This window comes from Streptomyces sp. NBC_00690, assembly GCF_036226685.1.
Taxonomy (GTDB): domain Bacteria; phylum Actinomycetota; class Actinomycetes; order Streptomycetales; family Streptomycetaceae; genus Streptomyces.
Window position 1 is genome coordinate 1,069,275 of record NZ_CP109009.1, and the last position, 15,166, is coordinate 1,084,440.

Genomic DNA, 15,166 nt, shown 5'->3' on the forward strand with positions numbered 1-15,166 from the left:
CGGCCTGCGCACCCCGAACACTCGATCCCGGAGGATCTCCCATGACGTCCCTGCCCCAACCCCCTCACCACGAACTCTGGCTCGGCGGCGCCGACCGCCCCGCCGCGTCCGGCGCCGTTTTCGAACGGTTCAGCCCCTTCGACGGCACCCTCGCCGGTGTCTTCGCGGACGGTGACGAAGCGGATGCGGCCCGAGCCGTGGGCCTCGCCCGCGACGCCTTCGACGAAGGACCCTGGCCCACCGCTCCCGCCCGCGTCCGCTTCCAGGTACTGAGCGCAACAGCCAGGCTGCTGACCGAACACTCCGCCGCGGTGGCCGAGCGCATGGTCCTGGAGTCCGGTAAGCCGGTCACCCTGGCGCTCGGTGAAGTGGCCGCCGCCGCACGGTGTCTGGACTACTATGCCGGGCTCGCCCTGTCAGCCGAGGGTTCGGCGGTCAGCGACCGCAACCCGGATGCGCTCGGACTCGTCCTGCGCGAACCGGTCGGTGTCGCCGCACTCATCACGGCCTGGAACTTCCCGCTGCTCGGTGTGGTGTGCAAGCTGGCTCCGGCACTGGCCGCGGGGTGCACCGTCGTCGCCAAGCCCTCGCACCTCTGCCCCGGGCCCGCACTGCTCCTCGCCCGCTTCCTCACCGAGGCGGGACTGCCCGACGGGGTCTTCAACGTCGTCACCTCACAGCGGGAGCGCGGTGCGGTCGTGGGCCGGCACTTCTCCGCATCGCCGAAGATCGACAAGATCGCGTTCACCGGTTCGACCGCCAGCGGTCGGGACGTGATGCGGTCAGCGGCCGTCAACACCAAGCGGGTCGCCCTCGAACTCGGGGGCAAGTCGGCGAACATCGTGTTCCCCGACGCGCCCTTCGAGGATGCGGCACTGACCGCGCTCACCGCCTTCACGTTCAACAGCGGCCAGCAGTGCTCCGCCGGCAGCAGGCTGTTGCTCCACCGCGACATCCACGACGAGTTCCTCGCGGCGCTCACCCAACACGCCCGCGCCCAGGTGCTCGGCGATCCGCGGGACCCCGCGACCACCATGGGTCCGCTGGTGAGTGAACAGCAGCGTGAGCGCGTACTCGGCTACATCGATCTCGGACGCTCCGAGGCCCATCTCGTCACCGGTGGCGGGATTCCCAACGACCCGGCCCTCAAGCAGGGGCACTTCGTGGAACCGACCGTGTTCGACCAGGTGGACAACTCCTCGCGCCTCGCGCAGGAGGAGGTCTTCGGACCGGTCCTCGCGGTGATCCCGTTCGAGACCGAGGAAGAAGCCGTCGCGCTCGCCAACGACAGCGCCTACGGACTCGCCGGAGGCGTCTGGACGCGCTCCTTGGACACGGCGATCCGGGTGGCGAAGGGCATCCGCACCGGCAAGGTCTTCGTGAACAGCTACAACACGGCGGGCATCGACGACATGCCGCACGGGGGCTACAAGGACAGCGGCACCGGCCGCGAGTTCGGACACATCGGTCTGGAGGAGTTCCAGGAGCTCAAGACCGTCCAGATCCTGCTGCGGTGAGGAGGGTACGCAGATGAACATCGCACACTGGCTCGCCACCACTGCCCTGCGCAGCCCCGGAGCTCCGGCCCTGCTCACCGGCGAACACGTGGATTCCGACTACGCGGCCTTCGCGGCCTCCTCGGCATCGGTGGGGGCCTGGCTGGCCGCCGAGCACGGTGTCACTCCCGGTGACCGGGTAGCGCTCCACCTCACCAACTCGGCCCGGTACCTGGAGTGCCTGTACGGCATCTGGTGGTGCGGCGCGGTAGCCGTACCCGTGAACCGCAAACTCACGCCCGGGGAGAGAGCGGCCGTCATCGAGGACGCGGGCGCCACCGTCGTCTTCATCGACGCCAAGGCCACGGGTGGTGGAACGGACACGTCCGAGGCGATGAACCGCGCGACCCACGTCCCGGTGGACGATGCCCCCTGGCGCGAGGTACGAGGAGCGCGCGAACCGGCCGAGCGGAGTCCCGGAGATCTCGCCTGGCTGTTCTACACCTCGGGCACCACCGGTCGCCCCAAGGGCGTCATGCTCACCCACGGCAATCTGTTGGCCATGGCCCTGTGTCAGATCGCGGATGTCGATCCAATCGGGCCGGGCGAGGCAGTGCTGTACGCGGCCCCGCTGTCCCACGGCGCCGGCCTGTCCGGGCTGGTCCACGTCCGTGCGGGCTCACGTCATGTCTTCCCGTCCACCGGACGGTTCGACGCGGACGAGGTGCTCACACTGGCCGAGCGGGTGGGCCAGATGTCCCTCTTCGCCGCGCCCACCATGGTGCGACGGCTGGTCAAAGCCGCCCGCCAGCGGGGCACGGACGGCAACGGGATCAAGACCGTGATCTACGGCGGTGGGCCCATGTACCTGGCCGACATCCAGGACGCGGTCTCGGTCCTCGGGCAGCGCTTCGTCCAGATCTACGGCCAGGGCGAATCGCCCATGACCATCACGACCCTGTCCAGGGCCGACCACCGAAACACCGAACACCCCCGACACACAGCGCGGCTGGCCGGTGTGGGCACCGCGCACAGCGCCGTCCGCGTACGGGTCTGCGACCGCGAGGGCAGACCGCTGCCACCCGGCCGCATCGGTGAGATCGAGGTCATGGGCGCCACGGTCATGGCCGGCTACTGGCGCGATCCCGAGGCCACGGCGGCGGCGCTGCGCGACGGCTGGCTGCGCACCGGCGACCTCGGAGTCTTCGACGAGGACGGCTATCTCACCCTGGCCGGCCGGTCCAAGGAACTGATCGTCTCCGGTGGCACCAACATCCACCCTCGCGAGGTCGAGGAAGCGCTGGTCAGCCATCCCGGCGTCGCCGAGGCCGCCGTCGTCGGCGTCGCGGACCCCGAGTGGGGCGAACTCGTCGTCGCGTTCGTCGTACCGACCGATCCTGAACACACCGACACGACAGCCCTGGACGCGCACTGCCGCGGCCTGATCGCCCGGTTCAAGCGCCCCCGCCGCTATCACCTGGTCCCCGAACTGCCCAAAAACGCCTACGGCAAGGTCGACAAGAAGGCGCTGCACACGACCGCCACAGCGCCGTGACCCCCTCCCACCCCGCATCACACCGACACCGGAGAAGGCCATGCCCCAGAACCCGCACGATGACCCCAACACTCCCAACGACCCTGGTGACCCCGGCTACGAGGACATCCTCTACGAGGAGAAGGACCATGTCGCAACGATCACCTTCAACCGCCCGGCGAAGCTGAACGCCTTCCGCGGACACACCTATACCGAGGTGGCGGACGCCCTCCAACGCGCAGGTTGGAACCGCGACATCGGCGTCATCGTGCTCACCGGCGCGGGGGACCGTGCCTTCGCCGTCGGCGGGGACTCCACGGAGAAGAAGTCCGACCGGGTGGGACGGGGGCGAGGCATCCTCGGGGTCCCGGTGGAGGAGGTGCAGAGCGCGATCAGGGACGTGCCCAAGCCCGTCATCGCCAAGGTGCGCGGCTATGCGATCGGCAGCGGCAATGTGCTCGTCACCCTGTGCGACCTGGCGATAGCCGCCGAGAACGCCGTGTTCGGGCAGGCTGGGCCGAAGATGGGCTCGGTCGACCCGGGCTTCGGAACCGCATTGTTGGCCAGGACCATCGGGGAGAAGAAGGCCCGCGAGATGTGGTTCACCTGCCGCAAGTATCCGGCGGCCGAGGCGCTGCGGATGGGGCTCATCAACCAGGTCGTGCCCGATGCTGAACTCGACGACGAAGTCGACCGGTGGTGCCGCGAGATCAATGCGCTCAGCCCCACGGCCCTCGCCATCGCCAAACGCTCCTTCAACGCCGACAGCGAGAGCATCAGGGGCATCGGTCACCTCGGTTTCCAGGCCCTCGCCCTGTACTTCGCTACGGACGAGTCCAAGGAGGGTGGCGAGGCGTTGCGCGCCAAGCGCACCCCCGACTTCCGCGGGGCAATGGGATGACTGCCCTCACACCACCCCGCCGAGGGGATCCCGCCGCGGCCCCGGCCCGGCCCGGCCCACGGCGGAGGTCGGCCCAACACAACACGGCGGATCCCGTACGCATCGCGTTCCTCGACGACGACCACGTCCTGACCCTGGTCCAAAGGCTGCTCACCGCGCGTACCGCGCCCGACTGGCAGGCGGTGGCCGACTTCTTCGCACCGGACCTCCCCGATCTGGCCGCCGTACGGACGTTGCGCTCGGAGCTCAGCCCGCACGGTGGTGTCGCCCTCACCTCCCGTCCCGACGAGGCCACCGTCCTCGTACTGCGCCGCGGAACAGCGGACCGCGGCGTCATCGAAGCGGCTCCCCGGCTGCGGTTGGTGCAACGGTTGGGCGCACGCCCCACCGCGATCGATCTCGAAGCAGCCCGCGAGCGCGGAATCGAGGTGTCGTGTCTGCCCAGGCCGAGCCTGGTGCGCACGGCCGAGCACGCCCTGCTGCTGATGCTCGCCCTGGTCAAACGGCTCCCGGCCGCAGATCGCTCCGTACGGGCGGGCAGCGGGTGTCCGGGCCGGGACGTCACCTACAACTGGGCCGGACTGACCGGGCTCGGGGGATTGGAGGGCCGCACCCTGGGCATCGTCGGTCTGGGCGAGGTCGGTTCGCTCGTCGCCGAACGGGCCCGCGCCTTCGGGATGCGACTGCTCTACACGGGGCGCACCCGACGCTCCCCGGCCCAGGAACGGGAGCTCGGCGTCGACTACCGCTCGCTGCCCGATCTCCTCGCCGAATCCCATGTCGTCTCCCTCCATGTGCCCGGGGCCGGTCGCGGGGCGCCGCTGCTGGGACCGGCCGAGTTCGCTGCGATGCGTCCGGGCTCGCTGCTCGTCAACACCGGTCGCGGTCGGCTCGTCGATGAACACGCCCTCTACGAGGCACTGGTCGAAGGACGGCTCGGCGGGGCGGGCCTGGATGTCCACCGGGTGGAGCCCCGTCCGCGCACCGACCCGCTGTGCGCGCTCGACAGTGTCGTGCTGACCCCTCACATAGCCGGCGGATCCCGGCTGGGAGTGCTCGACGAGGTGGCGCAGATCTTCGAGAACGTACGCGCGGTACTCGCGGGTGGTGTGCCCGTGCACGGCCGGGTGGTGGGCACATCATGACGTCGTCGGACCGTACCCGTAGCACCGCCCGGTTGGAGCCCGCACGCATCACCGCGCTCGACGACATCGACTTCACCAGGATCGTGCGGCCCGGAGACACCGTGCTCTGGACGCAGGGCGCCGGTGAGCCGCTGCCGCTCATCGAAAGGCTGCTCGCCCAGCGCCATGCGATCGGTGGGTTCGACGTCGTGTTCGGCGGGGCGGGGTTCACGGATGTGGTCCGCCCCGAACACGCCGATGCGATCTCCTTCACCGGTCTGGGTGCGGTGGGTTGCCAGCGGGCGCTGTGCCGTGCCGGGGTGATGGAGGTGCTGCCCATCCATCTGTCGGAGCTGTCTCGGCTCATCACCTCGCGTACGCTCCGGATCGATGTCGTACTCGCCCAGGTCAGCGAGGGTCCGGGGGGTGAGCTGAGCCTCTCGGCGGCCGGTGGCTGCGCGGCGGCGGCGGTCTCCGCGGCGCGTACGGTGATCGCCGAGGTCAATGAACAGGCACCGTGGACCTTCTCCCGGCACACCTTCGACGCGGGACTCATCGACCTCGCGGTGCGCACCTCCCGCCCTCTGGTGGAGATTCCCGGTCGCCCCCCTTCCGCAGTGGATTCGGCGATCGCCGCCCAGGTGGCGGGCCTCGTCCCCGACGGCGCCACCCTGCAACTGGGGATCGGCGCGGTGCCGGCAGCTGTTGCCGGTCTGCTCACCGGCCACCGGGACCTGGGGCTGCACAGCGGGGTGATCGGCGATGCGGTGGTGGATCTCATCGAATCCGGGGCCGTCACCAACACCGCCAAACCCGTGGACCGCGGGGTGAGCGTGACCGGTGGCCTGCTGGGCACCCGGCGACTCTTCGACTTCGCACACCGCAACGAAGGACTGCGGGTGGACCCGGTCGATCACACCCATGCACCGGATGTCCTGCGCCGGCTGCCCCGTTTCACCGCGATCAACTCCGCGCTCGAAGTGGATCTCAGCGGGCAGGTATCCGCCGAGGTCGCCGGCTCGACCTACGTGGGCACGATCGGCGGTCAGGTGGACTTCGTACGAGGCGCCCTCGCCTCCCCCGGGGGCCGTTCGATCATCGCCCTCCCCTCCCGCACCAGGTCCGGAAAGACCAGAATCGTTCCACGGCTCTCCTCCGGAATCGTGACCACCGGTCGCGCGGACGCAGACGCGATCGTGACCGAGTACGGCGTCGCTGAACTACGCGGAATGTCCATCAGCGAACGGGTGCGGCGCATGATCCGGATCGCACACCCCGACGATCGAGAGTCGTTGAACCGACTGGCGTACGACCAGGTCGCCGGCGTACGGAAGGGATGAGTGAGGGATGAGACTGCACGTCCTCGACGGAGGCACCATCGAGATCCTGGACTGGGCTCTGTTCCAGCCGGACGCGGGGCAGGGGGTTCGGCGCACCCTCGCCGACTCCTGCTACCTCGTCGTCCATCCGACGCGCGGCACCCTGGTGTGGGACGCGGGGCTGCCCGACGCCTTGGCCGAGGAACCGGACGGGCACCGAGTCGGGGACATCGCGGTGTTTCATGTGAACGGTTCGTTGGAACGCCAACTCGCCGAGGCCGGGTGCCCGGCCGACACCGTCGATTTCCTGGCGCTGTCGCACTTCCACCCCGACCACGTCGGCAACGCGACACTGTTCTCCCGCGCGACCCTGCTGGTCCAACGCGACGAGTACACAGCCGCTTTCGGTGCCTCGCCCGGTGACCACGGCTTCGATCCCGGCACCTACGCCTCGCTGCGGGAACGGGCCGTGACCCCTCTGGACGGCGACCACGATGTGTTCGGCGACGGATCGGTCGTGATCCTGCGCCTGCCCGGACACACCGTCGGCAGCCAGTCACTGCTGGTGCGGCTGCCGGACACCGGGCCCGTGCTCATCTCGGGCGACCTCGCGCACAGTCTGGAGAACTGGACGCGGCGCGTGGTCCCCACCTTCAACGCGGATGTCGACGAATCCCTGCGCAGCATGGATCGCGCCGCCGAGGTGCTCGACGAAGAGGACGCCGTCCTCTGGGTGCAGCACGACCACGCACAGCAGTCGACACTGCGCCGTTCCCCACACCACTACACCTAAATCGGAGACCCTCGTGAAAACTGACACCCTGGGCGTCGCGGTGGTCGGCGCCGGCGCCGACCACTGGAGCAGCGCCGCACACCTCCCCGCGATCGCCGCACTGGACGACCTGCGACTGGAGCGGTTGGTGACGTCCTCGCCCGAGTCCGCATCGGCCGCCGCCGAACGGTGGGGCGTACCGGCGACACACGAACTCGATCATGTCCTGGTCGACGATGCGGTGGACATCGTGGTCGTCACCGTCCGGGTGCCCCGGCACGCGGAGATCGTCAGGGCCGCCATCGCCGCGGGCAAGCACATCTACTGCGAGTGGCCGCTCGCCACCGGTTCGGACCAGGCCCGTGAACTGGCGGAGCTCTCGGCCGCCCACCCGGAGCAAGTCCATGTCACCGGCCTCCAGGGGCGCTACTCACCACAGCTGAGGACGGCCGCCGCGCTGCTGGCGTCCGGGCGCATCGGCAGACCGCTGTCGGCGAATCTGCGACTGTACCTGCCGCACGGTCTGCTGCCGCGGCCCGCGCACCGGGCGCATCTGCGTCACCAGTCGGTAGGCGCCAACGTGCTCACCATCCCTGCCGGGCACGCACTCGACATGCTCGGGGTGGTCCTCGGACGGCCTCGGGTGGACAGTGCGCGGCTCTGGTCGGCGGTGCCTGAGTTCCTCGTGGACACGGGGGAACGGCTGCCCCGGGACGCGCCGGACACCCTCGTCACGGTCCTCGACCATGCGGGTGTCATCACCGTGGCCCATGTCTCGCAGACCGGACCGCGCGAGACCTTCGCCGTGGAGATCCTGGGCACGGAGGGCTCGTTGGCCCTCACGGGGACGAGTCAGCCGCAGTTCGGCGGACTGTCCCTCACCGTGACCCCGCTCGGTGGGTCTCCGAGTGCGGAGATCGCACCGCACGCCGCACTGGCGCATCCGTCACCGCTGCCCGCCTCGCACCCCGGCCACAACGTCGCCTCCGCGTACGCGGCACTGGGCGCAGCGGTACGCGACGGACGGCGTGACCCCCTGCTCCCGGACTTCGGGGCCGCTGTCGACCTGCATGAACTGCTCGACGAGATCGAGCGGGCGGCTGCGGGGAAGCGTTGACACCCCCTGCGTTAGTACTGATACTGAGGCACTTTTACGCACGCGGTAGGCGCAATGCGCTCAAGGAGTTATTGATTCCACCCTGATCCGCTTCGCAAAACTATACGGACGGTGCATATGAACCCGATCCTGGAATTCCACGACGTATCCAAGGTCTTCTTCAAGGGCAGCCAGCAGGTACACGCGCTGTCCCAGGTCACCGCGGAAGTGGGCGACGGGGAGCTGCTCGCCATCGTCGGCCCCAGCGGCTGCGGCAAATCCACCCTCCTCAACCTCGCCGCAGGACTGATGAAACCCGGCACCGGACGGCTGCTGTACCGCGGCAACCCCCTCACGGGAGTCAACACCGAGGTCGCCTACATCACCCAGAAGGACAATCTGCTCCCCTGGCGCACGGTCGAGGACAACATCGCCCTCCCCCTCAGCCTCGGTGGACGAGCCCGCCTCACCAAGCAGGAGCGGCAGGAACGCATCGCTCGCCAGATCGAGCTGGTCGGACTGACCGGATTCGAGAAGCACTACCCCAGCGAACTCTCCGGCGGCATGCGCAAGCGGGCCCAACTGGCCCGCTCCCTGGTCTACGAGCCCGACGTCCTCCTCATGGACGAGCCGTTCGGAGCACTCGACGCCCAGCTCAAGTTGGTGCTGCAAGCGGAGTTGCTGCGTACCTGGGAAGGCACCGGCAAGACGCTCGTGTTCGTCACCCACGACCTCACCGAGGCGATATCGCTCGCCGACCGGGTGATCGTGATGTCCGCCCGACCCGGCCGGATCAAAGCCGTCGAACGCATCGACCTGCCCCGACCGCGCGACCCCTTCAGCATTCGATTCGAACCCGGCTTCGGGGAGTACTTCGACCGTCTGTGGGCGGCGCTCCGCGAGGACATCCATCAGGGAAGCGAGGCATAGGCCATGACCGAAACGACCCTCAGTTCCACCGGCGGCAAGCGCATCGGCACTGCGGACCCGGTCGACGAGGTCTTCCTCGTCGACCCCAGCATCCGTGAGCGGCGCAGGAGGACCCTCGTCGTCACCGTCGCCCGGGTGGCGCTCACCCTGCTGGCCCTCGGCTCCTGGGAGTTGGCATCGGGTCGGTTGGTGTCGGAGTTCTGGATCAGCAGTCCTGGCGCCGTATGGTCGGCGCTGGTCGACTTCGCCGGGGAGGGACAACTCCTGCCCGCCGTCTGGGCCACGCTGGTGGAGACCGCACTCGGCTTCGTCGCCGGAGCCGCCGCCGGAATCGCCGTCGGGCTGCTCTTCGGCGTCAGCTCGCTGGTGGCCCGGACCCTCGATCCCTTCCTGGTGGCGTTCAACTCCATCCCGCGTGTCGCGCTCATCCCGCTGTTCATTCTCTGGTTCGGCATCGGCCTGGAGACCAAGGTGCTCTTCGCGGCCACCCTGGTGTTCTTCCCGGTCTTCATGAACACCTTCGCCGGAGCGCGTGACGTCGACCGTGATCTGATCGACGTGATCCGGGTGATGGGCGCCTCCCGGTTCGACGCAGTACGACAGGTCCTCATCCCATCGGCCCTCGTCTGGGTCTTCGCCGGACTGCGGATGTCGGTGCCGTTCGCCCTCATCGGCGCCGTGGTCGCCGAAATGTTCACCTCCAACGAGGGTCTCGGCTACCTCATCTCGGTCACCGCCAACCAGTACGACACCGCGGGCTCGTTCGCCGCGCTGCTGGTGACCACCGTGCTCGGCCTCGCCCTCACCGGGGCGGTGGGGCTGCTGGAACGCCGCACCTTGCGCTGGCGCCCCGCCACCGCCTGAGCACCACCGCTCGCTTCCGAACCGCCACCACCCGACGGCTGCCCCTTGCTTCCGGGGCGCCACCGGAACCCCCGGCGCCCCGCGCCGACGACGGCCGAAATCGCACCCCCTCGTGTACGAAAGGTCATCTCATGCTGCCCAGACGCACCGACATACGCCCCTCACTCCCCAGCCCCTCCCGCCGCAAGGTCCTCAGCTGGGCGGCCGGAGCAGCCACCGTGCCGCTCCTTGCCTCGTGCTCAAAGCCACCGGCTCCCGCCGGTGCCGGCTCCGGCACGGTGGAACTCGTACACGCCGCCAAGGACTCCCTGTTGCTGTGGTCGGTGAGCTACCTCGCCGAGGACGACGGGTACTACAAGAAGGAGGGGCTCACCGTGAAGCGGGTACCCCTCGGTGGCGGCCCGGCCGCGATGACGGGACTGCTCTCGGGAGAAGGCCACGCCAATCTCTCGGCACCGGGTGAACTCCTGTCCGCGGTCGCCAAGGGACGGCGGCTCAAGGTCCTCCTCGCCCACACCAACACGATGCCGTCGATCCTCGTGCTCAGCAAGAAGTTCGCCGATCGCGTCGGCGTCACCGCGGACAGCCCGCTCGCCGAGCGCCGGGCGGCCATCGGCAAGGTCCGCAACGGACGCTTCGGCATCACCGCACCCGGCAGCATCACCGACGGCTTCACCAGACTCGCACTCAGACAAGCCGGTCTCGACCCGGCGAAGGACGCCAGGATCGTCCCCCTCCAGACCGCCGCCAACTCCCTGGCCGCACTGGCGAACGGGCAGATCGACGGCTTCGTCGGGGTCCCGCCCGCCGCGGAGAAGGCCGTCCTCGAATTCGGCGCCGTGCAGTTGCTGGTCAACCAGACCGGTGAGATCGAGGGCGCCGAACGTGTCCAGGGCATGACCCTCCAGGCGCGCACCGAGGACGTCGAAGCCAACCCCGATCTGTACCGCGCGCTGGTCCGTGCCGACGTCAAGGCCATGCGTGCCCTCATAGACAACCCCGAGGAAGCGGGCAAGCTGCTCCGCAAGACGCGCTTCAGCCAGTTGGAACAACCCATCTGGGAGTACGCGTGGAAACTCGTCCAGCTCTCCTGGCGGTCCCCGATCGTCCCCCGCGACTCGCTGGCCGCCTGGTTCGACAACCGGCTCGTCGCCGACACCGACGGCAAGGCGTTCGCCTACGACGAAGTCCTCGACATGCGGTTCGCGGAGGAGGCCCTCAAATCCACCGGCTGGAAACCGGTGGACCAGACATGACAAGATTGACAGCGCAATACGCATAGTGTTGACGTATTGCGCACAGAGCCATCACATTCCGCACATTGCTCCGACCCGGACATCACCTTGCCGTGGAGGCCCCGTGACAACGAAGCAGACCCAGGCCCCCGAGGTCCCCGAGGCACCGGTGGCCAGGCGGTCAGTGGTCCAGTCGGTGACCCGGGCCTTCGACCTGCTCAACCTCCTGCGGGACAGCACGGCGCCGATGTCCGTACAGGAGATCGCCCGCAGCGCCGGCCTGGACCGCACCGTGGTCCACCGGCTGCTGCGGTCCCTGCTCCCCCAAGGCATGGTGGTCGAAGAGCGCGGCCTCTTCGGGGTCGGCCCGGCGTCCATCCTGCTGGCGAACCGCTACCTGGACGATCTCCTGGTGCGCAGACTGGCCCTGCCGTACATGGTCGAACTCCAGGCGAACGACATCGCCGATCAGCCCTGGACGGCGAACCTGTCCGTCGCCGTCGGCGATGTGTCCGCAGTGATCGAGCGGATCTGGACTCCCAGTACGCCCCTCGATCTCGTACTCAGCGTGGGGGACACATTCCCCATCGACAGCACGGCGACCGGCCGCAGTATTCTGGCCTACTACGAGCCGGACCGACTTATCGACACGGTCGGCGCGGAGCGGGCCGCCGAGTTGGCCGACACCTTCGCCAGCGTTCGTGCGGCAGGCGGCGTCGGCCTGTCCCGGGGGGAGGCCGTGCCCGGTGTCGAGGCAGTCGCCGCGGTGATCCTCTCCCGCCGCCAGGCGCCGGTCGCGGCCATCAGTGTGTCCGGGGTCGACCTCGGTGACCAGATGGACTCCGTCTCCCCTCTGGCTCAGACCCTGCGCCGCGCCGCAGCCTCGATCGGACAGATGATCGCCTGAAGTCTGCCCGGCGGGTGCCCCGAGACGCCCGCTCGACGGAGCCAGGCCGCCCGGGGCATCCAGAGTGCGGCCGGGCGGCCTGGTGTTCGTTCGCCTACCAGGTGTGCGCGACGTCCACGATCAGCTTGTCGCCGGACTGGAGGACGCGGAACGGAAGTTTGGCGCGCACGCCCAGGCCCACCTGGGTCTGCCCTTCGAAGCTCGCACCGAACTTGGTGTCCTTGAAGGTCCGGTAGCCGGTGATGTTCACCCCGGGCAACGGCTGCCCGCCCCTACCCGGGTAGACGACACTGCCGGTCTCCGGGTCGTAGCTCGGGGCGTTCACATAGATCTGGAGGATGGCGCCACCCTTGACCGGGATCTGGTTGCCGGTGCCGTCCTGGTGGAAGGCGTTCACGTAGCTGACGTGGTAGCCGACCTTGCCGGTGGCGCCGGTTATGTCGAAGACCATGCGGTCGTAGCACGTGTGCTGACCCGTCCGGATGTTCTTCAGCGTCTCGACGACCGAGGAGGTCGCTGATTCGGTGCCGCTTCCCCAAGGCGTGGAACACACCGTCGCCGAGGGGGCCTTGTCCGCCTGACCCGTCACAGCACCCGCCGTTCCGGTCGTCCCCATGAGTGCGGCACCCGCCAGCACGAGGACCGTGCCAACCGTTCCTAACTGTCGCATGATCTGCCTCCGTTACGTAGTACTCGAACTGTCCGCGGTGGGGTACCCCTCCGCGCCCTTCACCCTTCCACCGCAAGGGCTCAACGACATCCGCACACATACTCAACTGTCGAACACATATCGACCGCGTGCGTGCCCGACGCCTTCCGTGTCGCCGCAGGTTGGCCATGGCCATCGGGAATCGGGCATCGGCGGTGAGTCACCCCGCGGCGCCCACGGCGAAGGAACGGCGAATCGTTCCCCTTGGGCCCTGCGCGGCGACGATCCGGCGCCGGCCGACAGTCTTCCACCCCCGTCGGACTACGGTGACCGCATGGACTCAGAGGCCCGAGTGTTCCCGCCCTGCCCCATCCGATCGGTCCGGGCTGTGTACGCGCGCCAGCGGAGCTGTCCCTCGGATTTCGCCGAGGTCACCGTGGACTTCGAGCCATGGGAGGAAGGCGTCGTCTTCGAGGTATCCGCACATCTGGACACCCGGGGATTCGTCAGCACGGAGGATCGATCCGCCTATCACACTGCACTTGACACCGGTATCCGCGAAGAGTTGGCGGATTTGGCCTCGGGAACCACCGCGGCGGTCGCGGTCGTGCTGCGCGCGATGCGTGTCCACGAAGTGGACTCCCACCCGGGAGCCTTTCGCGCGGTCGGACGCGTCGCGGTACGGAACGCCCTCGCCCTGGCCTACGGACCGCCCCCACGCCCCGAGCATCGCCGGGCATGACACACCCCGGCGACTGGCGGGCAACCATGCGCCGGGTCTACCAGGGAGCACGAGAGCAGTACCGCGCCGCACCCCGGGCCACCCTCATCTCCCTCGACGAACGCGTCACGCCGGGCAGTGACGAGACCGAACGCTTATTCATCCGCCAACCCGTTCCCGCGCCGCTGCTCGACGCCCATCCCGAGTGGGACCTACCGAACGCTCGGGCAGCAGCAGAGCTGCTTCCGTTCAGCAGCGACGAGTACTTCGACCAACTCGCGGTGACGCGCTCGTCCTCATCGCGCACAAGACCCGGCCCGGACGGTAGGACCGTTCCGTACCCCGCACCAGGAGTGGCCGGCTCCACTTCTCTCGCACAACACACGCCCGTTGTGTCATCACCACGCCGCCCGAATGGAGTTCGGCGCCGGCGGCACTCATCGTGCCTGGCCACCAGCTGTTTCCGCAGGACCGAGGGCTGCCCGTTCGGTCGACCGACAGATGTGAATGCACTGTTGGGTCGAGTTGTCACCGGGCCGTTTGGGCGGGCGGTGTTGTTTCGGCCGAGGTGTTGCGCGCCAGGAGTGGGTCCCACCTGCGAACACGCAGGTGGACGATTACTCAGAACGACCGGAATCAAACTGAACCCACTGAACCGCTCTTGTCGGGGGCCTATGCAACTGTGACCATTCGAACGCACGCACTGCGGCGGCCGACACGAGGGACAGATCCGGTCGGCCCACCCGTTGGTTCAGTCCGACGAACGACCAACTAGGAGTGCTTTCCCTATGATCAGATCGAGACTTCGTACGCTTCTGCTCGGTAGCGGTTCCGCGGCTGTGATGCTGGCCGCCGCGCTGGTCCCGACGACCGCGTCGGCCTCGACAGCCCCCACCGAGCGATCCGCCGCTGACAGCCGCGGATCCATCACCCAGGCGGAGAGCGGGGCCCTCGCCGGATTCTGGTCCTGCTCCATCCCGCCCGGCTACACCTACAGCGACACGCAGAGCACACTGAGCTGTGGAGGCACCGGCTTCCAGACCCAGTACTTCGTCCAGCCGCCCTCGGACAGCCTCTGGGCGTGCACGATCCCCTCGGGCTACACCTACAGCAGTGTGCAGAACTCCCTCGACTGCTCTGTCAGCGGCTTCCGCGCCAAGTACTTCCTGCGGGCGCCCAGCACGGGCCTGTGGGCATGCACCATTCCGTCCGGCTTCACCTACACGAACACACAGAGCACACTCGACTGCTCTGTCAGCGGTTTCCGCACCAAGTACTTCCTCCGGGCCTACTGACAGGCCGTCCGGACCGCACCCCAGCAGTCAAGGGAGCCCCGCCCCGGCTGGTGACAACAGCGTGCGCAAGGACACTCAGGGAATAATCTCCGCGTGGTGCGGCAACCGCGCGGGGGCGTAGCCGCCTCCTCGGCCAGACCCCGGCCGACTGCAGCCGGTGCCGGCAAGAACCCAGCGCCCCGCACCGTCCCACCGACTTCGGGTCCCGTACGGCCCTCTCCCCAAGACACGGCAAGACCGCATGGCGAAGATCGCGCGTGTGTCGCTGCACCGTTCCTCAAGAGGTGAGTCGACACACGCGCGACATCCGCACGCCCCGGTGG

The 15,166-nt window shown here is 68.6% G+C and carries 14 protein-coding genes; 13 read left to right on the forward strand and 1 reads right to left on the reverse strand.

What is annotated here, in order from left to right:
- Nucleotides 1-41: 41 nt before the first annotated feature.
- From OID54_RS04665 to OID54_RS04715, 11 genes are all read left to right on the forward strand, one after another.
- Complete coding sequence (locus OID54_RS04665; protein WP_329014319.1) at nucleotides 42-1,517, forward strand: aldehyde dehydrogenase family protein; 1,476 nt, start codon at nucleotides 42-44, stop codon at nucleotides 1,515-1,517.
- Nucleotides 1,518-1,530: 13 nt separating this feature from the next.
- A complete protein-coding gene (locus tag OID54_RS04670; protein ID WP_329014322.1) occupies nucleotides 1,531-3,051 on the forward strand; it encodes a class I adenylate-forming enzyme family protein in 1,521 nt (506 codons plus the stop codon).
- Nucleotides 3,052-3,091: 40 nt separating this feature from the next.
- The gene (locus OID54_RS04675; protein ID WP_329014325.1) at nucleotides 3,092-3,931 is read left to right on the forward strand and encodes an enoyl-CoA hydratase-related protein; all 840 of its coding nucleotides are present in this window, start codon (nucleotides 3,092-3,094) and stop codon (nucleotides 3,929-3,931) included.
- Nucleotides 3,928-5,076: a 2-hydroxyacid dehydrogenase gene (locus OID54_RS04680; RefSeq protein ID WP_329014328.1), complete on the forward strand. Its 1,149-nt coding sequence runs from the start codon at nucleotides 3,928-3,930 to the stop codon at nucleotides 5,074-5,076. The genes OID54_RS04675 and OID54_RS04680 overlap by 4 nt, the downstream gene beginning before the upstream one ends.
- Nucleotides 5,073-6,395 (forward strand): acetyl-CoA hydrolase/transferase family protein, encoded by a 1,323-nt coding sequence (locus tag OID54_RS04685; RefSeq protein ID WP_329014332.1) that lies wholly within the window; start codon nucleotides 5,073-5,075, stop codon nucleotides 6,393-6,395. Before OID54_RS04680 ends, OID54_RS04685 begins: the two co-directional genes overlap by 4 nt.
- A 7-nt stretch (nucleotides 6,396-6,402) precedes the next feature.
- Nucleotides 6,403-7,167, forward strand: coding sequence for an N-acyl homoserine lactonase family protein (locus OID54_RS04690; protein WP_329014335.1), 765 nt, complete (start codon nucleotides 6,403-6,405; stop codon nucleotides 7,165-7,167).
- 13 nt (nucleotides 7,168-7,180) lie between these two features.
- Nucleotides 7,181-8,263 (forward strand): Gfo/Idh/MocA family protein, encoded by a 1,083-nt coding sequence (locus OID54_RS04695; protein WP_329014337.1) that lies wholly within the window; start codon nucleotides 7,181-7,183, stop codon nucleotides 8,261-8,263.
- A gap of 117 nt (nucleotides 8,264-8,380) precedes the next feature.
- Nucleotides 8,381-9,172: an ABC transporter ATP-binding protein gene (locus OID54_RS04700; protein WP_329014339.1), complete on the forward strand. Its 792-nt coding sequence runs from the start codon at nucleotides 8,381-8,383 to the stop codon at nucleotides 9,170-9,172.
- A 3-nt stretch (nucleotides 9,173-9,175) separates the two neighbouring features.
- Nucleotides 9,176-10,036, forward strand: a complete 861-nt coding sequence (locus tag OID54_RS04705; protein ID WP_329014342.1) for an ABC transporter permease — start codon at nucleotides 9,176-9,178, stop codon at nucleotides 10,034-10,036.
- Between the two features lie 131 nt (nucleotides 10,037-10,167).
- Nucleotides 10,168-11,292 carry an ABC transporter substrate-binding protein gene (locus tag OID54_RS04710; RefSeq protein WP_329014344.1) on the forward strand — a complete coding sequence of 375 codons (1,125 nt, stop codon included), beginning with the start codon at nucleotides 10,168-10,170 and terminating at the stop codon, nucleotides 11,290-11,292.
- A 103-nt stretch (nucleotides 11,293-11,395) separates the two neighbouring features.
- Nucleotides 11,396-12,178, forward strand: a complete 783-nt coding sequence (locus OID54_RS04715; RefSeq protein WP_329014348.1) for an IclR family transcriptional regulator — start codon at nucleotides 11,396-11,398, stop codon at nucleotides 12,176-12,178.
- Nucleotides 12,179-12,272: 94 nt separating this feature from the next.
- Here OID54_RS04715 and OID54_RS04720 read toward each other — a convergent pair whose 3' ends face one another.
- Nucleotides 12,273-12,848, reverse strand: coding sequence for an AMIN-like domain-containing (lipo)protein (locus OID54_RS04720; protein ID WP_329014351.1), 576 nt, complete (start codon nucleotides 12,846-12,848; stop codon nucleotides 12,273-12,275).
- A gap of 313 nt (nucleotides 12,849-13,161) precedes the next feature.
- Here OID54_RS04720 and OID54_RS04725 point away from each other — a divergent pair, with 313 nt between their 5' ends.
- Both OID54_RS04725 and OID54_RS04730 read left to right on the forward strand, forming a co-directional pair.
- Nucleotides 13,162-13,569 (forward strand): hypothetical protein, encoded by a 408-nt coding sequence (locus OID54_RS04725; RefSeq protein WP_329014354.1) that lies wholly within the window; start codon nucleotides 13,162-13,164, stop codon nucleotides 13,567-13,569.
- A gap of 767 nt (nucleotides 13,570-14,336) precedes the next feature.
- A complete protein-coding gene (locus OID54_RS04730; RefSeq protein ID WP_329014357.1) occupies nucleotides 14,337-14,843 on the forward strand; it encodes a hypothetical protein in 507 nt (168 codons plus the stop codon).
- Nucleotides 14,844-15,166 lie beyond the last annotated feature (323 nt).